General features: G+C 71.7%; 26 protein-coding genes and 1 pseudogene. 12 read left to right on the top strand and 15 right to left on the bottom strand.

All coding sequences use genetic code 11. The features are described from left to right. Positions 1-211: 211 nt before the first annotated feature. The 3 genes from OIE12_RS22395 to OIE12_RS22385 are packed head-to-tail and all read right to left on the bottom strand — an operon-like array spanning position 212 to position 3,199. Positions 212-1,651, bottom strand: coding sequence for a carboxylesterase/lipase family protein (locus tag OIE12_RS22395; RefSeq protein WP_329138051.1), 1,440 nt, complete (start codon positions 1,649-1,651; stop codon positions 212-214). Beyond that, positions 1,648-2,577 (bottom strand): MBL fold metallo-hydrolase, encoded by a 930-nt coding sequence (locus tag OIE12_RS22390; RefSeq protein ID WP_329138049.1) that lies wholly within the window; start codon positions 2,575-2,577, stop codon positions 1,648-1,650. The genes OIE12_RS22395 and OIE12_RS22390 overlap by 4 nt, the downstream gene beginning before the upstream one ends. Continuing rightward, on the bottom strand, positions 2,555-3,199 hold the full coding sequence (locus OIE12_RS22385; protein ID WP_329138047.1) for an SRPBCC family protein: 645 nt from the start codon (positions 3,197-3,199) through the stop codon (positions 2,555-2,557). The genes OIE12_RS22390 and OIE12_RS22385 overlap by 23 nt, the downstream gene beginning before the upstream one ends. Positions 3,200-3,372: 173 nt before the next feature. On the opposite strand from OIE12_RS22385, the gene OIE12_RS22380 reads away from it, so the two are divergent. The 3 genes from OIE12_RS22380 to OIE12_RS22370 all read left to right on the top strand — a co-directional run bounded on the left by OIE12_RS22380 (position 3,373) and on the right by OIE12_RS22370 (position 5,558). Further along, positions 3,373-4,245, top strand: coding sequence for a helix-turn-helix domain-containing protein (locus OIE12_RS22380; protein WP_329138045.1), 873 nt, complete (start codon positions 3,373-3,375; stop codon positions 4,243-4,245). Then, positions 4,242-4,463, top strand: a complete 222-nt coding sequence (locus tag OIE12_RS22375; protein WP_329138043.1) for a hypothetical protein — start codon at positions 4,242-4,244, stop codon at positions 4,461-4,463. The genes OIE12_RS22380 and OIE12_RS22375 overlap by 4 nt, the downstream gene beginning before the upstream one ends. A 303-nt stretch (positions 4,464-4,766) precedes the next feature. Further along, positions 4,767-5,558, top strand: coding sequence for a GNAT family N-acetyltransferase (locus OIE12_RS22370; RefSeq protein WP_329138041.1), 792 nt, complete (start codon positions 4,767-4,769; stop codon positions 5,556-5,558). Positions 5,559-5,603: 45 nt separating this feature from the next. Here the strand turns inward: OIE12_RS22370 and OIE12_RS22365 are convergent, their stop codons facing one another. The 3 genes from OIE12_RS22365 to OIE12_RS22355 all read right to left on the bottom strand — a co-directional run bounded on the left by OIE12_RS22365 (position 5,604) and on the right by OIE12_RS22355 (position 7,492). Next, positions 5,604-6,059, bottom strand: a complete 456-nt coding sequence (locus OIE12_RS22365; protein WP_329138039.1) for a DUF6924 domain-containing protein — start codon at positions 6,057-6,059, stop codon at positions 5,604-5,606. A gap of 89 nt (positions 6,060-6,148) precedes the next feature. After that, positions 6,149-6,646 carry a hypothetical protein gene (locus OIE12_RS22360; protein WP_329138037.1) on the bottom strand — a complete coding sequence of 166 codons (498 nt, stop codon included), beginning with the start codon at positions 6,644-6,646 and terminating at the stop codon, positions 6,149-6,151. Positions 6,647-7,108: 462 nt separating this feature from the next. After that, positions 7,109-7,492 (bottom strand): antibiotic biosynthesis monooxygenase family protein, encoded by a 384-nt coding sequence (locus OIE12_RS22355; RefSeq protein ID WP_329138036.1) that lies wholly within the window; start codon positions 7,490-7,492, stop codon positions 7,109-7,111. A 406-nt stretch (positions 7,493-7,898) separates the two neighbouring features. On the opposite strand from OIE12_RS22355, the gene haaT reads away from it, so the two are divergent. The 4 genes from haaT to haaN all read left to right on the top strand — a co-directional run bounded on the left by haaT (position 7,899) and on the right by haaN (position 12,826). Next, positions 7,899-10,700, top strand: a complete 2,802-nt coding sequence (gene haaT, locus OIE12_RS22350) for a cyclophane-containing RiPP biosynthesis TPR protein HaaT (protein WP_329138034.1) — start codon at positions 7,899-7,901, stop codon at positions 10,698-10,700. A gap of 172 nt (positions 10,701-10,872) precedes the next feature. Next, positions 10,873-11,076 carry a HaaA family cyclophane-containing RiPP peptide gene (haaA, locus tag OIE12_RS22345; RefSeq protein ID WP_329138031.1) on the top strand — a complete coding sequence of 68 codons (204 nt, stop codon included), beginning with the start codon at positions 10,873-10,875 and terminating at the stop codon, positions 11,074-11,076. A gap of 13 nt (positions 11,077-11,089) precedes the next feature. Next, a complete protein-coding gene (locus OIE12_RS22340; RefSeq protein ID WP_329138029.1) occupies positions 11,090-12,244 on the top strand; it encodes an FxsB family cyclophane-forming radical SAM/SPASM peptide maturase in 1,155 nt (384 codons plus the stop codon). A gap of 84 nt (positions 12,245-12,328) precedes the next feature. After that, positions 12,329-12,826: a cyclophane-containing RiPP N-acetyltransferase HaaN gene (gene haaN / locus OIE12_RS22335; protein WP_329138027.1), complete on the top strand. Its 498-nt coding sequence runs from the start codon at positions 12,329-12,331 to the stop codon at positions 12,824-12,826. Between the two features lie 215 nt (positions 12,827-13,041). Here the strand turns inward: haaN and OIE12_RS22330 are convergent, their stop codons facing one another. The 3 genes from OIE12_RS22330 to OIE12_RS22320 are packed head-to-tail and all read right to left on the bottom strand — an operon-like array spanning position 13,042 to position 14,983. Further along, the gene (locus OIE12_RS22330) at positions 13,042-13,254 is read right to left on the bottom strand and encodes a DUF397 domain-containing protein (protein WP_329138026.1); all 213 of its coding nucleotides are present in this window, start codon (positions 13,252-13,254) and stop codon (positions 13,042-13,044) included. Next, positions 13,251-14,108: a helix-turn-helix domain-containing protein gene (locus OIE12_RS22325; protein WP_329138023.1), complete on the bottom strand. Its 858-nt coding sequence runs from the start codon at positions 14,106-14,108 to the stop codon at positions 13,251-13,253. The genes OIE12_RS22330 and OIE12_RS22325 overlap by 4 nt, the downstream gene beginning before the upstream one ends. Positions 14,109-14,149: 41 nt before the next feature. Then, positions 14,150-14,983 carry a helix-turn-helix domain-containing protein gene (locus tag OIE12_RS22320; protein WP_329138021.1) on the bottom strand — a complete coding sequence of 278 codons (834 nt, stop codon included), beginning with the start codon at positions 14,981-14,983 and terminating at the stop codon, positions 14,150-14,152. 406 nt (positions 14,984-15,389) lie between these two features. Here OIE12_RS22320 and OIE12_RS22315 point away from each other — a divergent pair, with 406 nt between their 5' ends. Next, entirely contained in the window at positions 15,390-15,839 is a 450-nt protein-coding gene (locus OIE12_RS22315) for an ATP-binding protein (protein WP_329138019.1), read from the top strand. A 539-nt stretch (positions 15,840-16,378) separates the two neighbouring features. Here the strand turns inward: OIE12_RS22315 and OIE12_RS22310 are convergent. Next, positions 16,379-16,996 (bottom strand): hypothetical protein, encoded by a 618-nt coding sequence (locus OIE12_RS22310; protein WP_329138017.1) that lies wholly within the window; start codon positions 16,994-16,996, stop codon positions 16,379-16,381. Next, positions 16,993-18,729, bottom strand: a complete 1,737-nt coding sequence (locus OIE12_RS22305; RefSeq protein ID WP_329138015.1) for a PHP domain-containing protein — start codon at positions 18,727-18,729, stop codon at positions 16,993-16,995. The genes OIE12_RS22310 and OIE12_RS22305 overlap by 4 nt, the downstream gene beginning before the upstream one ends. A 168-nt stretch (positions 18,730-18,897) precedes the next feature. Between OIE12_RS22305 and OIE12_RS22300 the strand changes: the two genes are divergently transcribed. After that, positions 18,898-19,797 (top strand): LLM class flavin-dependent oxidoreductase, encoded by a 900-nt coding sequence (locus tag OIE12_RS22300; RefSeq protein ID WP_329138013.1) that lies wholly within the window; start codon positions 18,898-18,900, stop codon positions 19,795-19,797. Between the two features lie 116 nt (positions 19,798-19,913). Here OIE12_RS22300 and OIE12_RS22295 read toward each other — a convergent pair. Further along, a pseudogene (locus OIE12_RS22295) lies at positions 19,914-20,050 on the bottom strand (IS5/IS1182 family transposase); the annotation flags it as partial. Continuing rightward, positions 20,040-20,879 carry a helix-turn-helix transcriptional regulator gene (locus tag OIE12_RS22290; RefSeq protein WP_329138011.1) on the bottom strand — a complete coding sequence of 280 codons (840 nt, stop codon included), beginning with the start codon at positions 20,877-20,879 and terminating at the stop codon, positions 20,040-20,042. The pseudogene OIE12_RS22295 and the gene OIE12_RS22290, both read right to left, overlap by 11 nt. A gap of 187 nt (positions 20,880-21,066) precedes the next feature. Between OIE12_RS22290 and OIE12_RS22285 the strand changes: the two genes are divergently transcribed. The 3 genes from OIE12_RS22285 to OIE12_RS22275 all read left to right on the top strand — a co-directional run bounded on the left by OIE12_RS22285 (position 21,067) and on the right by OIE12_RS22275 (position 22,840). Beyond that, a complete protein-coding gene (locus OIE12_RS22285; protein ID WP_329138009.1) occupies positions 21,067-21,819 on the top strand; it encodes an SDR family NAD(P)-dependent oxidoreductase in 753 nt (250 codons plus the stop codon). Positions 21,820-21,957: 138 nt separating this feature from the next. Further along, positions 21,958-22,290, top strand: coding sequence for a cupin domain-containing protein (locus OIE12_RS22280; RefSeq protein WP_329138007.1), 333 nt, complete (start codon positions 21,958-21,960; stop codon positions 22,288-22,290). A gap of 1 nt (position 22,291) precedes the next feature. Beyond that, a complete protein-coding gene (locus OIE12_RS22275; RefSeq protein ID WP_329138005.1) occupies positions 22,292-22,840 on the top strand; it encodes a DUF488 domain-containing protein in 549 nt (182 codons plus the stop codon). A 24-nt stretch (positions 22,841-22,864) separates the two neighbouring features. On the opposite strand, the gene OIE12_RS22270 is transcribed toward OIE12_RS22275, so the two are convergent. Both OIE12_RS22270 and OIE12_RS22265 read right to left on the bottom strand, forming a co-directional pair. Continuing rightward, on the bottom strand, positions 22,865-23,308 hold the full coding sequence (locus OIE12_RS22270) for a hypothetical protein (protein WP_329138003.1): 444 nt from the start codon (positions 23,306-23,308) through the stop codon (positions 22,865-22,867). 51 nt (positions 23,309-23,359) lie between these two features. Beyond that, positions 23,360-24,043, bottom strand: coding sequence for a helix-turn-helix transcriptional regulator (locus OIE12_RS22265; RefSeq protein WP_329138001.1), 684 nt, complete (start codon positions 24,041-24,043; stop codon positions 23,360-23,362). Between the last annotated feature and the right edge of the window lie 111 nt (positions 24,044-24,154).

Genomic DNA, 24,154 nt, shown 5'->3' with positions numbered 1-24,154 from the left:
GCTGTTCGCCGGTGGCAGAGATGTTTGAATCAGGAACTCTGGCTTGAGTTTTTCAGCCGTTCTGGGTCCTGTCATCCATCCCTTGATGGATTTCTGCACTACACGGCAGGCTGCCCCGGCGCACCCGGCCGCCTCCACCATTCGTTGAGCGGGGACGCGTGTGTACGTACGACTCGGGGCCGGCCGCCGGTGGCCGGCCCCGGGCCCGCGGTCACTCGCCGGCCGTCACCGCCCAGGTCTCGCCCATCCGCATACGGGTCCCCTTCTCGCCGTACGGTTCCCAGCCCGGGTCGCCGGTCGACGCGAACCGGATCCAGGTCTCGTGCATGCGGCGGGCCAGGTCGGGGGGCGGGGGTGTGGTGCCGAGGAGGCCGGCCGCTCCCGTCAGGGCGGGCAGGTGCGCGGTGTCGAAGACGAAGGGAAGTTCCGTCGCGTGGGTCGCGCCCAGTTGTGAGGACCGCCAGGTGAACTCGTAGACGTGGGTGCCGGGCCGGACGAGGGCCCGGGTGCCCGCGCCGAACAGGCCCTCGGCGAGGAGGGCCGAGCGGATCTCGCCGGGCGGCGCGGCCGGGCGGGCGCGGCGGTACGCGGCGACCGTCGCCGCCGGGTCCGGGGACATCCGGGCGGCCGTGTCGTGCACGTCCTGCCAGGTGCTCGTGGCGAGGCGGCCCAGCGGCACGAGGTACAGGTTCCCCTCGTCGCTGTTGGTGCCGACCATGAGGTCGACGCCGTGCGCGCGGCCCCGGGCGAGCGCCGTCGCCGCCTGTTCGTCGGCGACGACGCTGAACGGGCTCAGCCCCAGCATGGGGTCCGGTGTGCCGCCGGCCGTCAGGTCGATGCCGCCCAGTGCCCCGCAGGCCGCCACCAGGTCGGCGTCCGGCACGCCGGCGAGGGCGGCGGCGGTGCCGGGCACGCCCAGCTCCTCGGCGAGCCGTCGGGTGACCAGGCCCGCCTGGGCGCGGCTGAACGCCCCCGTGCCGCTGCCGCTCTGGAGGATCGCCCGGCGTACGACACCGTCCGCGCGCCCCGTGGCCAGCAGCGCCGCGAGCAGGGTCGCGCCCGCGGACTGGCCGAACACCGTCACGTTGCCCGGGTCGCCGCCGAACGCGGCGATGTTGCGGCCGACCCAGTCGAGCGCGGCCAGCACGTCCAGCAGACCGCGGTTGTCGGGCGCGTCGGGCAGGTGCAGGAAACCCGCCACGTTCAGGCGGTAGTTGACGGTGACCAGGACGACTCCGTCGCGGGCGAAGGCCGTTCCGTCGTAGAGCGGGCTGCGCGTCGAGCCCGCGACGAAGCCGCCGCCGTGGACGAAGACCATCACGGGCAGTGCCGTGGCCGTCCGGTCCGCGGGGGTGCGGACGTCGAGCGACAGGTACTCCTCCCCCGGCAGCCATCCCGGGCCGAAGTACGGCGACATGTCCAGGCTGCCGAAGGCGTCGCGCTTGGGCTGGGGGGCCGTCGGGCCGGGTTCCGTCGCGTCCCGGACGCCCGGCCAGGGCTCCGCCGGCCGCGGGGGCGCGAACCGGTCGGCGCCGTGCGGTGCGGCGGCGTACGGGACGGCGTGGAACACGGCGGTGCCGTCGGTGATCCGGCCGCGCACCCGGCCCGCGTCGACCGTCACCTCGACGTGGGCGTGCCCGTCGGCGCTCATGCCTCCACCGTCCCCTCCGGGGCCGTGAACGGCGCCCACTCCGTGAGCGCGAAGCCCGCTCCGGACGGCCGCACCCGGACCCCGCCGCCGCCCGCGAAGTGCGCCGGGAAGAGCAGCGACCGCTCGTCGGCGGCCCGGGCCAGCAGCGACCTGCGGGTCGCCCGCGCCTGCTCGGGGTCCTCGCAGAAGCAGCTGTTCACGTGCGGGTGCGCGAGCTGGACCGGGGTGTGCACCAGGTCGCCCACGAACATCGCCCGCGCCCCCGCCGATTCGAGCAGGACGGCGGACGAGCCCGGCGTGTGTCCCGGCGCCGCGACCAGCCGCAGGTGTTCGTCGATCACGTGCTCGCCGTCCCACAGGTCCACGAGCCCGGCCCGGTGCACCGGCGCCACGCTGTCCTCGAACACGTTCAGGTGGTGCGGGCCCCCGGCCGCGTCGCGCCGCTCGGCCGGGTCCCAGTAGGTGAAGTCCCGCGCGGGCATCAGATAGCGGGCGCGTGGGAAGGTCGGCACCCACTCCCCGTCCTCCCACACGGTGTTCCACCCGACGTGGTCGTTGTGCAGATGCGTGTTGACGACGACGTCGACGTCCTCCGGACGCACCCCCACCGCCGCCAGGCTCGCCAGGAAGCCCGACTTCCGGCCCGACCACAGCGGCACGTGCGGCCGCTCCTTGTCGTTGCCGACGCCGGTGTCGATGAGGATCGTCCGGCCGCCGCTGCGCAGGACCCACGTCTGGATCGCCGCGCGGACGATGCCGGAGTCGTCGTCCAGGAAGTGCGGGACGACCGGGTTGCGCTCGTCCCTCCACATCGGCGGGGCGCTGTCGGGGAAGAACGTGTCCGGTGACATCCCCACCGGGCCGGCGTACTCCAGGACCCGGTCGAGGGTGACGGAGCCCAGGTCAAGCGATGACGTCGGTGACATCGGCGGCGTCCTTTCCGTCGGTGGTGGTCCCCGCGCCCGTCGTGGTGCGCGAAGTGGTGTGCGGGGTGGTGTGCAGCCACTTGGCCAGTGCCGTGAGGGTCGTCTCCGCGCTCGCCGCCATCGCGTCGCGGAGCGCCTCGACCTCGCGCCGGGTGGCGCCCAGTACCGGGTCCATCCGCAGCAGCTGCCAGTGCTGGGTGACGAGGGAGCCCGGGCCGTCCGCGCGCATGGTCCACCGCCAGCGCACGATGCCGTCGGCGGTCCCGCCCACGACGTAGGCGAACTCGGCGCCGGGGCGTGCGGTGAGCACCTGGGACCTGCTGTCCCACTCCCGGCCGCCGCCGCGGTTGTGGCCGCCGAACCAGGCGCCCGGGCGCGGGCCGGCGCCGTCGTCGTAGCGGACCCGCGAGGCGTTCGGGCTCCACAGGCCGATGTGCGACACCTCGCTGACGAGGTCGTACACCCGCTCCGGGGAGACCGGCAGCCAGGCGCTGCGGGCGAAGGCGAACCCGGCCGGATCGAGGTGCGCGGCGGGAGCGTCGAGGTGGGCGGCGGGGGCGGCGCCCTCCGCCCCGCCGGGGGGCGCGGACGCTGAGGGGGGTGGGGCCGTGTGCGTGGACATGCCTGTCCTTCTCCTGTGCGGTCGGGGAAGGCTCCGGTGGAGGTCGCGGGGGCGGACCCCTCGGAGCGGACCCGTCCACCGTCGTCCCGGACGCGGGCCCCCGGCCAGACCGGGCCTTTCCTACCACTGACGTGGTCAGGCTCCGCGCGGCCGGCCGACGCATACTGGCGGACATGAGCGGATCAGCACAGCTCGCCGAGTATCTGCAGGCCTGCCGGGCCCGGCTGCGCCCGGAGGACGTCGGCCTGCACACCTACGGCGAACGGCGCCGGGTGCCGGGGCTGCGGCGCGAGGAGGTCGCGGGCCTGGCCGGGGTCAGCGCCTCGTACTACGTCCGGCTGGAGCAGGGCCAGTCGCTGAACGCCTCGAACGAGGTGATCGACGGCATCGCCCGCGCCCTGCGGCTCGACCCGGACGAGCACGAGCACCTGCGCACCCTGACCAGGCCCCGGCGGAGCCGGCCCGCGCCGCCGCCCCCGGCCGAGCGGGTCGCGCCCGCCACCGCGCAGATCCTGGCGACGCTGGCGCACGTGCCCGCCCTGCTGCTGGGCCGGCGCAGCGACGTACTGGCCTGGAACGCGCTCGGGCACGCCCTGTTCGCCGGCCATCTCGACCCGGAGGCCCCGGACCGGCCCGGCGAGCGGCCGAACATGGCCCGGCTGGTGTTCCTGGACCCGCACACCCGTGAGCTGTACCCGCGCTGGAAGGCCAAGGCGCACGCCGTGGTCGGCCATCTGCGGCTGACGGCGGGCCGGTATCCGGAGGACCGCGAGCTGAGCACGCTCGTCGGCGAGCTGGTCACCCGCAGTCCGGAGTTCGCGTCGATGTGGGCGGACCACCGGGTGCGGGCGTGCGACAGCACCGAGCATCTGATGCGGCACCCGCACGTCGGCGACCTGGTGGTCAACCAGCAGACGCTGCTCCTCACGCACGCGCCCGACCAGCGGCTGACCGTCGTCACCACGGAAACGGGGTCGGCCTCGCAGGCCGCGCTGAGCCTTCTCGCGCGGACGGTGGCGGACCAGGGCGCATACTGGAGACGATGACAAAGCCAGTGGTACCCAGACGCCATCTGCCCACGAGCCCCTTCAAGGCTCCGGTCCCCCCGCCGCCCAAGCACTTCGCCGTGGGCGACCGGGTCACGCACGACATGTACGGCCTCGGCCGGGTCGTCGGCATGGAGGAGGGGGTCGCGGCCCTCGTCGACTTCGGTGCGACGCAGGCGCGGATCCCCAGCCCGTACGCCAAGCTGAACAAGCTGTAGCGCCGGAGCCGGGGCGCGGGCCGGAGCCCGGAGCCGGGGCCGGGGCGCGGGCCGGGGCGGTTTGCCGGCCCACCCGTCGTGACGTCCCCGCCGGTCACCGCCCGGGGAGCGGCCCCGGCGGGCCGCGGGTCACGCGGGCCGCAGGTCACGCGCCGGCCGCCGCGTCGGTGCCCGCTGCCCGGTGCCCCGGCGGCGAAGGCCGGGGCGTCGCCGAGCCGTGCCCGCTCGTCATGCCCGCCACTCCGGCCGGTACACGGCGTGCGCGGCGACGTCCGCCGCGAGCGGCCGGGTAGGTTTGCGGGCATGACCGTGCAGAGCGCCGTGAAGGGCGTCGACGAGCTTGCCCCGCAACTCGCCAACTGCCGTGCGTACTGGCTGGGTTGGGGCGCGGCGGGTCGCAGCGACGACGACCTCGCGCACTACCGCAGCGGCCTCGCGCACACCCAGCTCAACGGGGTGCTCCGGCTGCGCGACGAGGCCGGGGCGGCGCAGGCGCTCGCCCGCGCCCGGACGGCGCTCGCGGGTGTGCCCTGGCTGTGGTGGGTGGCACCGGACAGCGCGCCCGGAACCGTCGACCTGCTGGCCCGGGAGGGGTTCGAGCGGGTCGGCGCCATGCCCGTCATGGCCGTCGCGCTCGACCGGGTGGCCGAGGTGCCGACGCCGCCCGGGGTGGAGATCGAGGTGCTGGAGGGCACGGACCCCGCGACCTGCGGCGAGTGGGTACGTACGTACGGCCCCTCTTTCGGGGTGGGCCCGGAGCTGGTCGACGCCTCCGTACGCATCGAGGAGGACTGGGCGAAGGACCCGCGCGCCGTCCGCTTCGTCGCGCGCGCCGACGGGCGGGCCGTGGGCACGGCCCTCCTGTTCGACGCCCATGGGGTGGCCGGGGTCTACATCGTCGCGACGGCCGAGGCGTACCGCCGCCGGGGCATCGGCGCGGCACTCACCGCCGCCGCGCTGGCGGAGGGCCGGCGCCGCGGACTGCACGTCGGCACGCTGCAGGCCAGCAGCCTGGGCGCGTCCGTGTACGCGGGCATGGGCTTCGAGAAGGTGGCGGAGTACGAACTGTTCCGCCCCCCGACTACCTGGAACTGACCCGGGCCACCAAGCAGTGAGCGAGAGGCCCGCCCCCTCCGTGTTTCAGGAAACCAACTCCCCGTCCCACCCCTCGAAGTCCTCGAAGTCCATGTTGGCGATCGTCAGGTTGCAGTGCATCTCGTGCGGGGTCACGCGGGCCGCTATGCGGAACGGTGCCGTCTCCTCCTCGGGGTCGGTGCTCACCGCGAGCAGCGACGGCCGCGCGTGCTCCATGCCGGTGCGGTCGGCGAGGAAGACCACCGCCCAGCCGCACTCGACCGGCTCCCCGCCGTCCTCCTCGGGCGCGGTGAGGGCGGCGAGAACGGCGGAGGGCTCCGCGTCCGCCCAGGCAGGATCCTCGACGAAGAGGATCTCCTCCTTGACACTGTCGTGCTCGTCGAGCACCCAGGGCTGGTCCAGCGCGTCCCGCACCCGCTGCCAGGCCTCGTCCTCCCGGTAGTCGGTACGGATGACCAGCATGGCCGGGTAGTCGTCCTCGGTCCTCGGCAGTGCGCGCACGGGGCGTCCTCTCAACGGGCGACCAGGGCGGTCGCGTTGGCGTCGTCTCCGACACTAGAGGCAGGGTCTGACATCGCTCCCGGAACGCCTCACCGTGACGGGCGCGCAGGGGAGGGCGGGGCGGCGAGCAGGGCCGCGCCCAGGCCGGTGAGGAGGGTGCCGAGGCCGGTGACGAGGGTGGTGAGGTGCCAGGCCTGGTAGGCGGAGAGGAGGGAGGCGCGCAGGGTCTCGCCCATGAAAGCGGTCTGGCGGAGCCGGGTGAGTTTCTCGTCGTCACCGCCGGTCGACTGGAGCTCCTCGGTGATCTCGGCGTAGGTGCGGCCGTGGGTGGCGTGGGCGAGGTGGTCCTTGATGAGGGCGGCGTAGGCGTGGGCCTGGGGCCCGGTCCCGACCGGGGAGCCGGCGTGGCGGGCGAGTTCGGCGGGCAGACCGCTGTCCGGGAACGTGATCCGCTGGGCGGCCAGTTCGGCACGGATCTGGCGACGCCCGCCGAGTCCGCGCAGCAGCATGACGGGCCCGCCGGCCAGCAGCGCCACGCCGACCGACCTGGTGAGCGCACGGGCGACGGTGGGACGCGAAGCGTTCATGGTGCCTCTTTCGTGTGCGTGGACGCGGGGTGCGCCTCGGGCGACCGCCGGCGGGCCGTCCCGGCCGGCCGGGGCCCGTGGGAGCGTCGGCCCCGCCGGGGCGGGCGGGGCCCGTGCGTCCGCCGCGCCCCCGGGACGACCGGCGCGCCGGGGGCGGCCAGCGCACGAACGCACCGGCGCCGGGGGCGGGGCGAACCACCGTCCGGAGGTGGCAGGTGGGTGGCCCGGACGGCGACCGGCCAGGGAGCCCGCCCGCCCGCCACGGCCCCCGCAGACGAGAAGACTGAGCCGTGACGGCCGGTGAACCCGGGAAGCGGACCTCGGACACGAGCCCCGTGACACCTCCCCGACCCGCGGCCTCCCTGCCGGTCACCACCCATGCTCCGGCCCCCGCCACCCCCACCGCATGGGCCGGACGGCCCTCACCCCCGGCCGGACGGCCCTGCCCCGGCCCAGCGGGCGTCAGTCCGCCACGGTCCCCCGCGAGGACCGCGCCCCCCTCGTGAACCCATGACTCCGCTCCACCTTCGCCACGTGCAAGGTGTAGCTCTCGTACCACTCGGCCCGCCCACGCTCCTGCGCCGCCCGGTGCTCGGCATCGCGCCGCCACTCGGCGAGCGCGTCGGCGTCCCGGAAGTACCCGACGGTGATGCCCAGCCCACCAGGAGTCTGCGCATGATCCATCCCCAAGAACCCGGGCACCCCCCGCACCAACTCCTCCATACGCGCGTTGGTCTCCCGATAACCGTCCTGCTCCCGCGTACGCACGGTGCTGAACACAGCCACGTAGTAGGGCGGCTCATACGGCCCGACGGGCGCGACGGCCCCCGACGACTGATTACTCATGGCGGCCACGGTAGGACGGCGTAGGCCGAGTGATCCAGTGCCGTCGCGGTGCGCGCGCCCCTGTCCGGTCGACGCGCCCAACTGTCGCACACCGTTCCACAGGACAGGGGCACAGGTACGTATAAATCGACCTATAATAAGCCGAGTTATACGTGCACGGCGAGTCACCGAAGGGCGGCCATGCCTCTCGCTTCTTGCCAACCACTGCGAATCGGTCGTCACCGCCAAGGCCTGTCTGACTGTCGGTCTTGACCAGGACTCATCGAACTGTTCCGATTACACTCGGTGAGGATTCAATCGCGGGGGTTGACCGAGTGTTCGGTGAGGACGAAGAAGCAACAACATCCGGCCGTACGAGTGCGTCCACTTCCACGGGGCGCCCGTCGTGAGGCCCCGCAGGGGGTTGGTGATCGCGGCCGTCGCCACCATCGGGACGGTAACCACGCTGCTCACCGGACTCGTCACGAACGCGGTGTCCGAGCAGGGCCATTGGCCCCTGGGATTAGGCCGATTACAGCAGCACCCGTGGGCTTCGTTTCTACTCCTGGGCGTCGTCGCGGCCGGTCTGGCTACGGTCCTCACCACCCTCGACGGTCAACGGAGTCCAGGGAACTCACCGGACCCCACGGCGACCTCGGGCGACGGATTGAACGCCCCCGGCGCCGCACTGGTCCTGCGCTCCCTGCCGCGCGACACCACGGCGTTCACCGATCGCACGGCCGAACTCGACTCGCTGGTGCGCTCGGTCCACGGCGCTCAGGAGGTTGGTGACACCCTGCCGGTGCACGTGATCGACGGAATGCCCGGCGTCGGCAAGACGACCTTCGCCGTGCACGCCGGTCACCTGCTCGCCGACCGGTTTCCGGACGGGCAACTGTTCGTCAACCTCAACGGCCACACCGCCGGCCGCAACCCCGTGCGGTCCGACGAGGCCCTTTCCTCGTTGCTCACCGCCATTGGCGTACCCACACAGCAGATACCGGTCGGCGACGACATGGGCGCCGTCACCGAGGCCCGTGCCGCCATGTGGCGCAGTCGGCTCTCCGGCAGGAAGACTCTGCTCATTCTCGACAACGCGGCCAGTTACCGACAGTATGAGCCGCTCCTGCCCGGTGGAGGCGACTGCCTCGTTCTGGTGACCAGTCGCAAAAGGCTGGTGGCGGACGAGGAAGTCGTACTACCGGTGCGGGCTCTGTCCCCCGACCACGCGGTGGATCTGTTCATACGACTCAGCGCTCGCCCAGCGGAGAACCTTGACCTCCAGGTACTCAGGGAGTTGGTCCAGCTCTGCGGATGCCTGCCCCTCGGTGTGTCACTGCTGGCCGCACGGCTGCGCCACCACCCGTCCTGGCAGGCCGAGGATCTGCGTGAGCGACTGGTCGCCGCCAGGGACCGCCTGACGGAACTGCGGGCCGGGGAGCGGGCGGTCGCCGCGACGTTTGATCTCTCCATCCGTGATCTTTCACCCGAATGCCAACGCTTCTTCCAACGGCTCGGGGCCTACCCGGGCACGGACCTCGATACCTTCACCGGCGCGGCCATCGGCGGGATCCCGGCAGTGGTGGCCCGTGAGTACCTCGACGGCCTCTACGACGCCCACCTGATCGATGAACACCCCGGCGGCCGTTACCGACTGCACGACCTGCTGCGTGACTACGCGCGCGGCCTCACTGGCGGCACCGGTCTCTCCGGTCCCACTGGCCAGGCTGACGAGGGAGACAGCATGGAATCCGTCGACACCATCCGCCGCGTGAGCACGTACTACCTGGTCGCCCTCACCGCAGCCAACGCCCACTTGGTACGCGGCGGTGCGGAGACCCCATCCCCACCGGACGAAGCGCCTCGGACCGAAACACCGGCCATGGACTCACGTGCGGCGGCTCTGCGCTGGCTGGAGACCGAACGGCCCAACATCCTGGCGTGCATCCGGCGCGCGAACGACCTCGCGCTGTATCCACTCGTCGTGCGGCTGTCCGCCGCCATGGCACCGTTCCTGCGACAGGCCGGCCCCTGGGACCAGGCGGTCGCACTGCACCGGACCGCCGCCCAGGCCGCTCGGCAGACCGGTGACGAGCGGGCCCTGGCAGGAGCCCTCGCCGAACTCGGTGTCGTACGACGGTTCATGGGTTCCTACGTCGATGCCTCGGCTGCCCTGGAGGAAGCGGCCACGCGATATGAGGCGTTGAGTGATCACCTCGGGCGTGCTGACGCCCTCAATCAAGCGGGCATCGTCTGGTACCTGACCGCGGACAACGAGGCATCGGCCCAGGCACAGATCCAGGCGCTGAGCTTGTACCGGCAAGTGGGACACCGGCTGGGGCAGGCCAACGCGCTCGCCGACCTCGGTATGGTCCGCCGCCAGACCAGTGACTTCGACGCCGCCATCGATGCCCAGTCCGAGGCCCTCTCGATCTACCGCGAACTCGGCGACCGGTACGGCGAGGCCAACTCGTTGCGTGACATGGGTGTCGTCCACTGCCTGACCGGAGCGTATGAACAGGGGCGGCGCCTGCACCGTGAAGCGCTTGGTCTCTACTCGGCGCTCGACGACCGGGTGCACCAGGCCTACGCTCTCAACGAGTTGGGGGTAGCGAGTCGACTCACCGGTGATCTGACAGGGGCACGCGAGTCCCACGCTCTGGCGCTGGAGCACTTCACGGAACTGGGCGAACGCTTCGGCCGTGCCACCAGCACGCGTCATCTCGGGGTGCTGGAACGCCTCTCGGGCGACACGGCAGCGGCGATCCGCAGTCTGGAGGAGGCTCTGCGCGCATATCGCGACCTCGGCAGCCGAGGAGGCGAGGCTGCCGCACTCACCGAACTGGGAGCCGCTCACGCGGCCGTGGGTGACCGCGACCTCGCCGCGGCGGCCTTCGAGCGAAGCCTGGAGATCGAACGGGGACTGGGAGACAGATGCGGTGAGGCAGAAGTCCTGAATCACTGGGGAACACTCCTGCACACGCACGGCGACATGGCGCGTGCACGCGAGCATTTCACCCAAGCGCTGGAGCTCGCCCAGGCCATCCGCTGCCCGCTGGAGGAGGCACGGGCGCTGGAAGGCATCGGCCGCTGCCTCCGCGCGACCGACGGCGCCGATTCACCCGAGGCCATCGGAACACTGCTCCAAGCCATCGACGTCTACCGGCGGTTGTCTCTTGACGCGTCGGCCGACGGCATCGAAGCGCTATTGGCGGGACAGATGGGGTGAGCCGGGTCCCAGTCGTTTCCCGCGGACAGGCACAGGGGCAATGCTGCGCTGGCCAGTATCCGTATCCCAGCGAGTGCCGCAGGACTGCTACGTTGCACAACGGTCTGTCGTTTCAACCATCGCTGTCGCCCAGCGCCGAAGTTCCCGGCGCCGACCTCACGAGAGGTGTTGGATGACGTCACCCACGAGCGCTTCCTTACCACTGGACACCTTCACCCTCTCGACGCGTCACGCCCTCGACCCAGTGACCGACAACCCGGTCCTGGACCAGGTCGCCGAGCGCGTACGGCGGCGCCTCGCAGCCGAGCGGGACACGCCGGACCGCTTCGGCGTCGGCACTCACGCGGCTTCGCTGATCCGGCCCCGTCCCTCCTGAACCGCAGCGGCAGATGCCCCGACAGCCGGCGCCCTTCTCGTCCTACGTCCTCAAGGTCGCGAATCGCTGCAACATCGACTGCGACTACTGCTACGTCTTCCGCTCCGCCGACCAGGCATGGCGAAACCTGCCCGCCCGGATGGACGCCCTGGTGGCCCGAGCAGCCGCACGCCGCATCGCGGAACACGCCGCACGCCACAGCCTGCCCGCCGTACACGTGATCCTGCACGGCGGCGAACCCCTGCTCGCCGGCCCTCGTCACCTGGCGAGACTCCTCGATGCCATGCGCGAGGAGATTCCGCACACCCTCACCGCACGCTTCGAACTGCAGACCAATGGAACGCTTCTGTCCGAGGCATGGCTCGACCTCTTCGAGCGGTACGAAGTGACGGTCGGCGTCAGCCTCGACGGCCCGCCCAGCGCGAACGACCGGCACCGTCTCACTCACTCCGCACGGTCGAGCGCCGCCTCGGCCGTCCGCGGCATCCGACTGCTACGCACCCGACCACACCTGTTCGCCGGCCTGCTCGCCGTGGTGGACCTCGCCAACGACCCGGTCGAGGTCCACGACTACCTGGCCGCCTTCGATCCGCCCAGCATCGACTTCGGGCTCCCCCACGCCACCCACGACGCTCCGCCGCCCCGCGGCGACCCCGGCGTGCCCGAGTACGGGCTCTGGCTGAGCCGCGTCTACGACGCCTGGCTCTCCCGTCCGGACCATCGGCACAGCGTGCGAATGCTGGAGGACATCGTCGCTCTCGGTTCGGGCGTCCGCGGTTCGGTGGAGACACTCGGCCTGGCACCCTCGGCAACCGTCGTCATCGAGTCCGACGGCGCCATCGAGGGCGTGGACACCTTGCGGTCCGTTGGTGAGGGCGCCTCCTGGCTCGGCCTTGACGTCTTCCGGCACTCCTTCGACAACGCCTTGGACCACCCCAAACTGCAACACCGGCTGTACGGGAGAGAGGCTCTCGCGGAGAAGTGTCAGAGTTGCCCGCTGGTGGAGGTCTGCGGTGGTGGTTACCTCCCGCACCGTTTCAGCACGGCAAACGGCTATCGAAACCCGTCCGTGTACTGCGCGGACCTGGAATACCTCATACGCCATGTGCGGAACTCCCTGCGACACCACGGCTGGGGCGACGTACAGACGGCAACGGCCCTTCCATGAGAGCACCACATCGTGCCCCGCCGCATGATCCGGCCGTTGAAGCCGACGAACCGAACGACGAACACCGTACGGAGATGCCCAGCGATGACCTCGACAACCTCCACGCGCACGACGATTCGCCCCGCCAAGAAGGATGACACCGCGGCTCTGGCCACGCTGATCGAAGAGATCGAACGGTTCTACGGGTCCACAGCCATCCAGCCCTTCGAGCAACGCCGGGCGCAGGTGGAAGAAGCTCTCTTCGGCTCCCCACCTCTCGCCTCCGCACTGGTCGTCGAAGACGAGACGGGTGGACTCGTGGGCCTCGCCGCCTACTCCTTCCTCTGGCCGGCGGCCGGCTCCTCGCATTCCCTCTTCCTCAAGGAGCTCTACGTTCGCGACTCCCTCCGCCGCCACGGCGTTGGCGCCCGCCTGATGACCGAGTTGCACACCATCGCGGCAGCACGTCCGGGGTGCAGCCGCGTGGAGTGGATGACGGACCGGGACAATCCGGGGGCGCGGGCCTTCTACCGGTCGCTGGGGTTCGCGGAGCTGAATGGCAAGATCATTTATCGGGGGAATGGGGAAGCCACGCCGAAATGAGGCGCGCATCCGAGCTCAATGGGCTGAACAGGACTGAACACTCGTCGTTTCAAACGTCCCCGTGGATTGAGCGCAGTCGACGCCAGCACGCGTGTCGTGATTCATTCGCACACTGAACCACGTGGGGGCCCGGGTTCACGTGGTGCCATCCGTCCTAGATTGCCCTGCGACCAGTTTCGTCAATGGTCGCAGGACAACTCACGTACGACTGCGGTTCAGGAATACCGCTTAGCCGCGAAGCGGATGAAGCCCTTCCAAGCATCCTCGCCCATGGCCAGCCCGGCACGTGCGGTGTCCTTGGAGTCGCGGACATGGATAGCGCGGGAGCGGATCGCCACCTCTACACATTCGCCCCCCTGTGCGCCGCTGTAGCTGCTCTTGAACCATACGAGTGGGGTCAGCTCGTCGGCGGTCTTTTCGAAGTTCACATCTCTCCCAGCGACTTCACGATGAAGGTCAAGGACTCACTCGGGGTGAGAGCTTGTGCCCGGATGATCCCGTAACGGCACACGATGCCGCGGACCTCGGTTCGATCCGTGACGATTGTGCTCCGCCCCTGCGCCTCCAGGTAACCGATCTGGTCTCCGTTCTCACAGTGCAAGACCGTGAACGGGCCGTCAACTGCGGCGTTGTCCTCCCGGTCCAGAGGTAACACCTGGATCTCCACATTGCGGTACTGCCCCACGAGGAGGAGATGTTCCAACTGCCCGCGCAGGGTGCCTCTGCCCCCGAAGGGTCGGCACAGCACTGACTCGTCCAGAACAAAGCCCAGCAAGGGCGCCGGCCTCCGAGCGAAGAGGGACTGCCGCGCCAGCCTTGCCATGACTTGTTGTTCGATGGTCTCCTCGTCCATGAGCGGCCGCCCCATACCAAACACGGCACGCGCGTACTCCTCGGTCTGGAGCAGGCCCGGTACTGCCTGGTTGGCATAGACCTGTACCTCGACCGCGTCCGCCTCCAATTTGGCGGCGTCACGGAAGAACACGGGGTACTGAGCTTGTGCTACTGCTTCCTTCATCTCGCCCAGGACGCCGCCTGCGTCCAAGACGTTGTCGGCCAGATCGATGAACGCCGGCGGGGGCACCCGGCGGCCCTGTTCGTACGCCGCGATCGTCTTCGGGGCGTAGCCGACGAGGGCGCCGAAGGCCGGGCGGTCGAGGTCGGCGCGGAGACGGAACCGCTTCAACTGGCGGCCGAAAGCACGGAGGACGCCGGGGATCTGGTCCGCCGGTGTTTCGCCGGCGGGGGCGCAGCCGGGGATTTCTTCGTTGTCGTCGTCCATTCGCCGGCGCCTCCGTCGCGTCCTCGTGTGCGGTTGCTTGGTTACGCCGCCGTACGTTCCTGCTGAGCGCGGCAGTTGCCGCAGCGTGCCTTCAGGTCGTGGGAGCGGAAGGCGCGGTCGCAGCCGTCGCAGTTGATCAGCGGGGCGGGGCGTGGGGAGCCGGGGCTGTCGGCGCCCCGGGGTGCCGTGGGGAGTGGGGGTGGCAGCAGCGTGGTCAGGCGGTGGGCCAGGAAGCGGGACGGGTGGTGGATGGGGACCTGGGCCGGGGGGAGGCCGGCGGTGAGGGTGCGGGTGATCTGGGCGGGGGTCGCGTCCTGGGCCAGCCAGGCCGTTACGGCGGGAACCAGCTCGTGTACGTCGCGGGTGGAGAGGAGCAGCCTGGGGTCGGTCAGGCGCAGGCGGGAGAGGAGTTCCGCTGCCGGGCCCGTGGCAGGAGGCGGCGGGGGCGGGGTGGGGGTACGAGGCTCCCTGTGTGTGGAGGGGTTCCGCTCGGGGGGTTGTGTGGCGCCCGGGTGCTCCTTGAACAGCGTGCGGGTGGTGATGCGGCCCGTGGTGTCGCGGGTGCGGGTGCGGACCAGGTAGCCCGCCCTCACCAGCTCGTTCAGGGCGCGGGCGATCCTCGTCTCGCCTTCGCTGAAGCGGGCGGCCAGGGCCTTGACGGTGACCGGGGCGCCGTCCGGCAGTGACTGGATGTGGACGGCCAGACCGATCGCCGTCGCCGACAGCTCGCGGTGTTGCGCGAGGTGGTTGCCGACCACCGTGTAGCGCTCGGTGTGCCGGTGGCGGAGGTGGACGACTCCGGCGCGCGGGGCGTTCGGGAGGCGGGGAGGGCACGGGTGCGCGGGCAGCGCCCCGTTAGACTGCGGGTCAGCCATGAGGGAAAGTCCTAGTCTTCCTGAATGGTCAGGCCCTCGGTTCGGATTGCCGTCCTGCCGGGGGCCGTTCTGTGTCCGGTGTGGGGTACTTGCGGCGAACGTACCGCACGTTTCCGGCCGTACCCCCCTCGCATCACTCGAACGAGTGGCGGCCAACACCGCGCTCGCGCGCGGGGTTTGGTTTGGTCGGGTTCTTTCTCCAGGGATTTATAGGGCAGCGGGCGGCACCGGGGCGCGGTTTCCCGCGACCCGGTGGGGAACGACGCGGTCAACTCATGAGGTGGCCATGCCAGTTGCCGCGCCGGCTGCCACCCGTCGCCCACACCGGACGCCCCGATGCCCACAGGGGTGCGTGTGGGCGCGTCGGGGCTCGTCGCGGCATGCTCGCGGGGTCGACGGTGGGGGCATGAACGAACACCCCTCCCCCGTCACGGAACCGGTCGCCGCACGCCTTGAGTTCGCCATGCGGTTCACCTCCACCCCGCGCGGCGCGCGGCTCGCGCGGCGGCTCGTGGCGCACCGGCTCGATGCCTGGGGCTTCCCGTACGGCTCGGACGTCAACGAGACCGTCACGCTCGTCACCGCCGAGCTCGTCGCCAACGCCGTACGGCACGGGTGCGTGCCGGGGCGGGACTTCGCCGTGCGGCTCGTCGCCACCGGGCGGCTCGTGCGCGTCGAGGTGTCCGACGCGCGCGGCGAGCGCGTACCGCTGCTGTCGCTCCGTAAACCGCCCGGTGACCAGGAGTCCGGACGCGGCCTCCTCCTCGTCGCGGCCCTGTCCGACCGCTGGGGCGCGGAACCCCGCGTCAACGGGCCGGGCAAGACGGTGTGGGCGGAGTGCGGCGCAATGTGCTGAGCCGGCGGTGCGGGGACTCACTCCGCGTCGGTCAGCGGGCACCCGTACCGACGCTCAGACGATGGAGCGTCGCGGGCTAATCGCCCGAGATGGCGATGCGCAGGTCTCCGTCCGCGCGGCAACGGAGCCCCCAGTCCAGCAGCGTCGTCATGACCTTGTGCTCCGCACCTCTCAGCCGTGTGAGATCCGCGTCCTCCAACTCTCGCACCACCCGGTCGGCTGCCTCACCGCTGAGCCTGGTGTCACCGTAGGGATCGACGCCGGCAGGGTCGGCAGCCGGTGTCGGCCCAGCCGCTCGATGGCCGTCCAGAACTCGTCGTCGACGACTACCCGCTCCAGCGTCCCTGCTGCGGGACGCAGCCCTGGCTTCCGTGCGGTCCGGGAGGACAGGAACCCCCGCCGCAATTCGATGACAAGGGTCATCCCAGTCCACTCCCGTTGCTCCTCAGCCGTGCCCGGCCTGGCTCACCGACAGCTGTGATTGTGCATGCCCCGGACCAATCTCCGTCCGGCACATGAGGCAGACCGGTCCCGCTCCCTCACCCGTGATCCACACAACAAGGCGTCGGATTCGGGACCTCGAACGGGGCCAGGCGGCCCGCTGGGGCCGGGGTGAGGGCGAGGGTGAGGTGGCCGGTGTGCCAGGTGGGGCGTACGTGGGCGCGGGTGTCGATCTGCGCCGTGGGGGCGGGGGGTTCGGGGGTGCCCAGGATCGTTGCCCTTTCGATCGCCGTGTGGGTGAGGAGGTGTTCCAGGGTGACCGTGCCGGTGACGGTGTCCGCGCCGGGGTAGAGCACAGCGCGGCCGGACTCGCGGTGGGCGTGCTGCCGGGCGGCCTGGGCCGCCGCGTCCGCCAACTCCGGCGAACCGTGGCGGAGTTCGGCGTAGGCCGCGCCCGTCTCCGGGGCGGTCGACGCGAGGTGGGCCACCAGGCGGTGCCACACCGCCCGTGCCGTGGCCTCGTCCGGCAGGGCGAACGTCGTCGCCAGGTGGGGGCGGGGGCCGGTGCGCACGGGGTGGGTGCAGGCGATCGTCGTGGGCGGGAGGGCGAGGGCGGCCACCAGGTCGTGGATCAGGTGGTCGGCCTCGCGCAGGGGCGCGGAGCCGGCGTCCACACCGATCACGGTGCGGACGCCGGGTGACGACACGGTGGTCATGCGGGCAGGACCCACATCGGGTTGGAGTAGAACCACAGGTCCTTCCACGGGTCGGCGTCGCCGACGACGTCCAGCGCCGGGCCCACCGGGTCCACAGCCGCCCCGTGCACCCCGACCGCCGACCGGTTGCCGTCCGTCCCGCGCAGCCGCACGTACACCGGACGGTCGACGCGGCCGAGCGAGTACGTCAGGCGGACGGTGCCCGTGGCCTTGTTGACCTCGAAGGACTTGACCACCTTCGTGTCCGGTGTCGTGAACGTGTCCTTGTCGGAGACGGCACCGGTGACCGCGCCCCGGATGACGTCCACGCGGGCCAGCTTCGGCGTGAACTGGGCCCAGTTGGGGCCGTTGGCCAAGCTGATCTCGACGACCAGGTCGACCTTGCTGCCCTTGCGTACGTGCAGCGAGCCGCCGAGCGTGGTCTCCCGGCCGCCGCCGCGCAGCCGGGCGTCGAGGCCGCTGATGAGGGCGCCGTGGTCGACCCAGACGCGGCCGGCGCGGATGCCGTCCATCACCGACTGGTACGAGAAGGAGGCCGCGCCGACGTGCGTTCGGGAGTACTGGCCCGGCCAGAAGTCCGTGTCGGTGAGGTTGAGGTCACCGCCGTAGACCGGGTCGTCGTAGCGGCCGTTGGCGGCGAAGTCGCTGTTCGGACCGCGTACGGCGGTGTCGGCGTAGACGTTGTGGGAGTCGGAGTTGGCCGTGATCCACCAGGGCTTGCCCTCGGCGAGCAGGCTGTCCCACAGGCCGCCGACCGTGGCGGTCATCCAGTCGAAGCCGCCCCAGGTGCGGTAGCTCTCCAGCGGGTAGCCGGCGAAGGAGTCGGCACTGGGGCTGTTGTCGTAGATGCCGCGCGCGGAGCCGGGGCCGTGCGGGGCGGGCAGGCCGCCGGCCTGGTGGCCGGGGGCGCCCTCCATGCCGACCGCGATGTCCGGCTGGGCGTCGCGCCAGCCGCGGATCTCGTGCGGGGAGTCGATGCCCTTGCGGGCGGGGTGGTTGGCGAGGAACAGCGCGTCCTTGACCTTGCGACGGCGGACCTGCGCGGCGAGGAAGTCGATACCCGCGATGGCGAGGGCCTCGTTGGCCGGCGTGCTCGCGGTGGCCTTGTTCAGACCGCCGTCGTACGTCGCCTCGAACTGCTTGAGGACGGCGACCTCGTTGCGGCCGGGGTGCACGAAGACGGTGCCGTGCTCGGCGGCCGGGATGTTCCACTCCAGGCCCTGGAAGACGAGCGTGTCCTCGATCGCGTCGCGGGCGGCGACGATGTCGGGGTTGACCTTCTCCACACCGATCTTGGCGTGCTGCTCGCTCGCGTGGTCGGTGACGACCATCCAGTCCAGGCCGTGCGCGTTGGCCTGGCGTACCTGGTCGATGACGCGGTACTTGGCGTCGGAGCTGTACTGGGTGTGGATGTGGTGGTCGCCGGCCAGCCACAGGTAGCGGCCGGAGCGGGACTCCCGGCGGGACTGGTCGGAGGCGGGCGCGGTCTGCGCGGCGGCCTGACCGGCGCCGACGCCGCCGAGCACGCCGCCGGCGGCGAGGCCGGCGCCGAGCAGACCGGCGCGGCGCACCATCGCGCGCCGGGAGAGCTGCTGGGGCGACAGTTCCTCGTCGGGAACGGTCATGTCGAAGGCGGCCGGGACGGCGTCGGGCTCGGCGCCCCCGTGCCCGTGCCCGTGGCTGTGGCCATGGGGGTGGTGATGGTGGTGGTGTCCGTTGCCGCTGTGTGCCATGTCAGCTCCCGCTGCGCGGTGGGGTGCCCGTGACCTGCCGGGATGTCGTGCCGAGCGTGCTGAGGCGCGGTGAATGCCGGGCGTGGGCGCGGTGGCGGAGGCGGGAACGGTTGCCGACGGTGTCCCGAGCGTTGATCATCCCGCCGAACGGCGCATAGGTTGCCGTCCATGACGACGACTGTTCGTAACGGCGCTCGGATCGGCGTGCGCATCGGCGTGATGTACGACCGGGACTGGGCGCCCGAAGGGCTGCCGGGGTTCGCGCGGGAGGTCGAGGCGCTCGGCGTGGACGACCTCTGGGTCGTCGAGGACCTCGGCTGGAACGGGGGCGTGTCGGCGGCGGCCGTGGCGCTGGGGGCGACCGAGCGGCTGCGGGTCGGCATCGGGATCACGCCCGCGCCGCTGCGCAGCCCGGCGCTGCTCGCCATGGAACTGGCCACGCTGGCACGGGTGTTCCCGGGTCGGCTGGTCTCCGGGATCGGGCACGGCGTGCGGGAGTGGATGACGGCGGTCGGCGTCGCCCCGCGCTCCCCGCTCGCGCTGCTCGAGGAGACGATCACGTCCGTACGGGCGCTGCTGCGCGGCGAGCGGGTCGAGCTGGCGGGCCGGGAAGTACGGCTGGACGGCGTCCAGTTGGTGCATCCGCCGGCCGAACCGCCGCCGGTGGTCGCGGGCGTGGTGCGGCCGCGCTCGCTGGAGCTGTCCGGGCGGGTCGCCGACGGCACGGTGATCGCGGAGGGTCACGGCCCCCGCGAGGTGGAGTCGGCCCGGGCGCTGGTCACCAAGGGCGGCGCGGGCCCGGACCACACCCTGACGGTGCTCGCCTTCACCTGCGTGGACGACGACCCGGCCCGCGCCGCCGAGACCCTCCGCCCGCACACGGAGGGCCAGGCCGCCTGGCTCGGCCGCCCGGCGGAGGAGGTCTTCACCGTCTCCGGCCGCGCGGAGGACGCCGCCGACCGCGTACGCGAACTGACCGCCGCCGGCGCGGACACGATCGTCCTGCGGGTGGCGGGAGCGGAGCCGGTACGACAGGTGGAGGCCGTACTGGGGGCGCTGGGGCGGTAGGGGTACTGCGCCTGTCCGCCGGCCTCACGCGGACAGGCGCCCAGATTCCGTGTGACGGCTCGGCGGTACTGCCGGGAGTGTGGTGATCCGCTGCCGAGACGCCGGCGGTCACGCCCCTTCGAGGGTCCGGACGCCGACGAAGTCGATCGCGCACCGCGACCGGTCCAGTCCGCTGCGGGCGCCGAGTTCGTCCAGGACCGAGATGGTGCAGCCTGGCCCATGCCCGGGCCTCGGTCCATTCGTCACAGGTGCGTCGCCCGGCGTAGCAGACGGTCGATGTTCTCGCGGCTGCGTCTGTCGGTGGGGGTCTGGACGACGAGGCGGACACCGGGGTGGTCGGTCAGTTCCATGCTGGTGGCACGCAGGCTCACTTCGCCGATCCCCGTGATGTCGTAGCGCTTGTCGCACAGGTGCGGCGGAGCGACGTCGTGCGTGGCCCAGAGCCGGGAGAACAGCGGGCTGACGGTGCACAGACGGGCGACGAAGTCCTGCCATCGCCGGTCGCCCGCGTTCTGGCTGTAGCGATAGCGGAACCCTGCCACGGCCTCGGGGGCCTGCTCGTCGCGGTTGACGATGCGGGGCTGCCCCTCCGGTGCCGCGAAGAGCTGCCAGAGGGTGTTGCGCTCGCCGGGCGGAGCACTGACCAGAGCGGGGTGCAGGGCCGCGTATGCGCGGTTCCAGCGCAGCACGTCGGTGCGGGCGTCGACCAGCATGGCGGGCAACGGGTCCAGGGCTCCCAGGACGCTGTCGAGGTGGCCGGGGAGCTCGGTCGGCGGATCACTGACGGCCGGAGGCTGGGGAACCTCGGCCAGTCGGTAGAGGTGGTCGCGCTCGGCGGCATCCAGGAACAGCGTGCGGGCCACCGCGTCGAGCACCTGCGAGCTGACGTTGATCGGCCGTCCCTGCTCCAGCCACGTGTACCAGGTGATGCCGACACCGGCCAGCTGGGCGACCTCCTCGCGGCGCAGTCCGGGGGTGCGCCGACGCACTGTCGCGGGTATGCCGACGTCCTCGGGTGAGACCCGCGCGCGTCGTGAGCGCAGGAAATCCCGTAGTTCGGTCCGGTTCGTGGTTGTCGGCACAGATCCACTGTGCCAGAGCCGGGAGGCGTCGGCCTGGTGCTGCCAGTACCAGTACCAGCAGGCTTCTGGCACCGGTGTCGGCACGAGGCGCAGGCTCCTACCTCCTGTGTTCCTCAGGACTTTTCCGGGACGTCTTGCACGACGTCCCGGCCAGGACGGCTACCCAGACGAACGGACGACGAGCTCCATGAGCAACGCATTTCACGACAAGGTCGCGGTAGTGACGGGTGGAAGTGCCGGTATCGGCCACGTCACCGCGCGGAAGATCGCCGAAGGGGGCGGCACCGTCTACATCACGGGACGGGACCAGGACGCCCTGACGGCGGCGGCCGCGGACATACCGGGTGAGGTCATCGGGGTGCGGGCCGACTCGCGCTCGGCCGACGACCTCGACCGGCTCTTCGCACAGGTGGAGCGGCGCAGCGGCCGGCTGGACGCGCTGGTCGTCAACGCGGCGGCGATCGCGACCGCACCGCTGGGAACCATCACCGAGGACGTCATCAGGACGGTCTTCGACGTCAACATCACCGGCACGGTCATGACCGTCCAGAAGGCGCTGCCGCTGCTGGCGGACGGTGGTGTCATCGTCCTCACCGGCTCGATGGCCGCGCACAAGGCGTCGCGCGGGCGGAGTCTCTACGCGGCCTCCAAGGCCGGGGTCCGCGCTCTCGCCCGTACCTGGGCCCTTGAGCTGACCCCACGCGGGATCCGGGTGAACGTGGTGAGCCCGGGCCCGACGGATACGCCCGGTATCGCGCAGCTGGCCGCCACCGCGGAGGAACGCGAGGCGCTCGTCGCCACGATGGGCACCGGGACCCCGATGACCCGGGCCGGTACCGCGGAGGAGGTCGCCGCCGTGATCGCCTTCGTCGCCTCGGACGCGGCCTCCCACGTCAACGGCGCCGACTACCAGGTCGACGGCGGTTACGGCCAGGTCTGACACCCTCACGGGGCCGTCACGGGGACTACCTGGACACGGCCGAGTGTCGGCGTGAGCGCATCGCCCGGCTCGAACAGTGGCGGGGTACGGCGCAGCTTCGGTGGCGTGGGCCGGGCGAGTGCACGGACACTGGTGGACATGCAGAAGATCTCACTCGACGCCCTTGTCCGCGAGCACCTTGAGCGTGCCGCCGCCGCCTCCACCGGGCGCAGTGCCACCACCGTGCACGGTGGGCACGAGAACGTGTTGCGGCAGACGGTGCTCGCGCTGACCGCCGGGACCTCGCTCTCCGAGCACGAGAACCCGGGCGAGGCGACGCTGCTCGTACTGCGCGGGCGGGTGCGGCTCACCAGCGGGGAGACCTCGTGGGAGGGGCGGAACGGGGATCTGCTCACCGTTCCGCAGGCGCGGCACGGGCTGGAGGCCCTCGAGGACGCCGCCGTACTGCTCACCGTGGCCAAGCGCGACTGACGTGCCGGACGGAGCCCCCGAGCCGCTGCTCACCTTCGGGCACGGCACCGCCGGTGAGGAGGAGCTGGCCGGGCTGCTGGGCGGCGCCCGGGTGGCCGCCGTCGTGGACGTCCGCACCGCCCCGGGCAGCCGCCGCAACCCGGACGCCGGCCGCGACGCGCTCGCGCGCTGGCTGCCCCGCCGCGGGCTCGACTACCGGTGGGAACAGCGGCTCGGCGGCTTCCGGCGGGCGGCGCCCGACTCCCCCGACACCTTCTGGGAGAACGCGTCCTTCCGCGGCTACGCCGGTTACACCCGCGACCCGGAGTTCGTCGCGGCGATGGACGACCTGCTGCGCGAGGCCGCGACCACCCGTACCGCCGTGATGTGCGCGGAGTCGGTGTGGTGGCGCTGCCACCGGCGGCTGATCGCGGACTTCGCGGTCCTCGCCCGCGGCAGCGAGGTGTTCCACCTCATGCACGACGGCCGGCTCACCTCCCACCGGCCCACACCCGGCGCCCGGCTCCGCGACGACGGACTGCTGGTCTACGACGTCCGGGACGGCACCTGAAGACGGCGAGCGGCGGACGCCGGATCAGCCCGTCGTCGTCGCCAGTACCGTGCAGCCCAGCGCGAGCAGTGCCACGACCTTCACCAACTCAAGACCCACGTAGTACAGATGCGCACGGGAACGGCGCAGGGCCGGGTCCTCGCCGGCGAGCACCGCGTCGGAGCGCCGGTTCAGCCGGGGCCGTACGACGAGAAGCTGCCCGGCCAGCACCACCGCGGCGACGGCGAGGAGCGTGACGATCGCCGCCGAGGGGCTGCCCACGGCTGTCGCCACGAGGGCGACGACCGCCAGGACCGCCTCCGTGAGGTTGAGCGCGCGGAAGACGATACGGCCGATGCCGAGCCCGACGGGGATCGTCACCCCGGGCGCCCGGAACTTCAAGGGCGCCTCCAGGAAGGAGATCGCCAGCACCATTCCCAGCCAGAGGAAGGTGACGGCGCCTGCTACGGCGGCGGAGGTCGGGTTCATCGTTTCGCTGTCTTCCGGGGGTCGAGAGGAGTGGTCGGGGAGTGGGGTGCGTCACGCCGCTCGGGCGGGGGTCAGGTGTGCGACGCACGCGTCCGGTTCCGCGAACGGTTCCAGGCGCGCGGCCTCGACGGGGGCGCGCAGTTCGGCCAGTGCGCCCTGCATCAGGCCGAGGTGGAGCGGGCAGACGACCCTGCCGTACTCCTCGGCGAGTTCGAGGAAGGGGCAGTGCCGCAGCCGGATCCGGTCGGGGCTGTCGGCGTCGTGGCCGTCGGGCCGCGGGGCAAAGCCCAGGTCGTCGAGCATGGCGGTGACCCGCTCGACCGACTCCCGTGCCGTGGGGCGACGGGACGGGACGAACGGTTCGACCAGATGGCGGCCCCAGTCCCGGCCCGCTTCGATGGCCTCGGCGGCCGCCTCGGTCGCGGGCCCGGCGGACGCCAGCCGGCTGACCAGCACCCGGGCCAGGAGCTGGTAGTGACGTGCGCCGCCCCGGTCCATGCCGCGCCGGGCGGTGTGGACGGTGCGCGGGCGGCCGGGACCGGACGGCTGTTCCAGCGTCCGCTCCACACGGCCCTGCGCCACCAGCGCGTCGAGGTGGAACCGGACGGTGTTGGGGTGCACGCCGAGCCGCTCGGCGACCTCGGTGATGCCGACCGGGGCGGACGCCTCCCGCACGGCGTCGAACACGGCTCGGCGGCGCGGGGAGAGCGGTGCGCTCTCCTGGTGTGCGGGCACGGCGATCACCCTTCTTCCCGTCTCTTCCCGTTGGCACTCGGCTGCTCAGTTTCTCCAAATGGTACATGTAATAATCAGGCGCAGTTCAGACGCGCGTGACGAGTGGGACGA

Origin of the sequence: Streptomyces sp. NBC_00670, from assembly GCF_036226765.1 — a bacterium.
In the GTDB taxonomy this organism is placed as follows: domain Bacteria; phylum Actinomycetota; class Actinomycetes; order Streptomycetales; family Streptomycetaceae; genus Streptomyces.
Note: the sequence above shows the minus strand (reverse complement) of the source record. Positions and strands in the feature narration are given on the sequence as shown.

What these genes read in the sequence shown, in the direction of transcription:
- OIE12_RS22395 (WP_329138051.1), bottom strand. Translation starts at nt 1,651, where the DNA reads ATGAGCGCCGACGGGCACGCCCACGTCGAGGTGACGGTCGACGCGGGC.
- OIE12_RS22390 (WP_329138049.1), bottom strand. Translation starts at nt 2,577, where the DNA reads ATGTCACCGACGTCATCGCTTGACCTGGGCTCCGTCACCCTCGACCGG.
- OIE12_RS22385 (WP_329138047.1), bottom strand. Translation starts at nt 3,199, where the DNA reads ATGTCCACGCACACGGCCCCACCCCCCTCAGCGTCCGCGCCCCCCGGC.
- OIE12_RS22380 (WP_329138045.1), top strand. Translation starts at nt 3,373, where the DNA reads ATGAGCGGATCAGCACAGCTCGCCGAGTATCTGCAGGCCTGCCGGGCC.
- OIE12_RS22375 (WP_329138043.1), top strand. Translation starts at nt 4,242, where the DNA reads ATGACAAAGCCAGTGGTACCCAGACGCCATCTGCCCACGAGCCCCTTC.
- OIE12_RS22370 (WP_329138041.1), top strand. Translation starts at nt 4,767, where the DNA reads ATGACCGTGCAGAGCGCCGTGAAGGGCGTCGACGAGCTTGCCCCGCAA.
- OIE12_RS22360 (WP_329138037.1), bottom strand. Translation starts at nt 6,646, where the DNA reads ATGAACGCTTCGCGTCCCACCGTCGCCCGTGCGCTCACCAGGTCGGTC.
- OIE12_RS22355 (WP_329138036.1), bottom strand. Translation starts at nt 7,492, where the DNA reads ATGAGTAATCAGTCGTCGGGGGCCGTCGCGCCCGTCGGGCCGTATGAG.
- haaA (WP_329138031.1), top strand. Translation starts at nt 10,873, where the DNA reads ATGACGTCACCCACGAGCGCTTCCTTACCACTGGACACCTTCACCCTC.
- OIE12_RS22340 (WP_329138029.1), top strand. Translation starts at nt 11,090, where the DNA reads ATGCCCCGACAGCCGGCGCCCTTCTCGTCCTACGTCCTCAAGGTCGCG.
- haaN (WP_329138027.1), top strand. Translation starts at nt 12,329, where the DNA reads ATGACCTCGACAACCTCCACGCGCACGACGATTCGCCCCGCCAAGAAG.
- OIE12_RS22325 (WP_329138023.1), bottom strand. Translation starts at nt 14,108, where the DNA reads ATGGACGACGACAACGAAGAAATCCCCGGCTGCGCCCCCGCCGGCGAA.
- OIE12_RS22320 (WP_329138021.1), bottom strand. Translation starts at nt 14,983, where the DNA reads ATGGCTGACCCGCAGTCTAACGGGGCGCTGCCCGCGCACCCGTGCCCT.
- OIE12_RS22315 (WP_329138019.1), top strand. Translation starts at nt 15,390, where the DNA reads ATGAACGAACACCCCTCCCCCGTCACGGAACCGGTCGCCGCACGCCTT.
- OIE12_RS22310 (WP_329138017.1), bottom strand. Translation starts at nt 16,996, where the DNA reads ATGACCACCGTGTCGTCACCCGGCGTCCGCACCGTGATCGGTGTGGAC.
- OIE12_RS22305 (WP_329138015.1), bottom strand. Translation starts at nt 18,729, where the DNA reads ATGGCACACAGCGGCAACGGACACCACCACCATCACCACCCCCATGGC.
- OIE12_RS22300 (WP_329138013.1), top strand. Translation starts at nt 18,898, where the DNA reads ATGACGACGACTGTTCGTAACGGCGCTCGGATCGGCGTGCGCATCGGC.
- OIE12_RS22285 (WP_329138009.1), top strand. Translation starts at nt 21,067, where the DNA reads ATGAGCAACGCATTTCACGACAAGGTCGCGGTAGTGACGGGTGGAAGT.
- OIE12_RS22280 (WP_329138007.1), top strand. Translation starts at nt 21,958, where the DNA reads ATGCAGAAGATCTCACTCGACGCCCTTGTCCGCGAGCACCTTGAGCGT.
- OIE12_RS22270 (WP_329138003.1), bottom strand. Translation starts at nt 23,308, where the DNA reads ATGAACCCGACCTCCGCCGCCGTAGCAGGCGCCGTCACCTTCCTCTGG.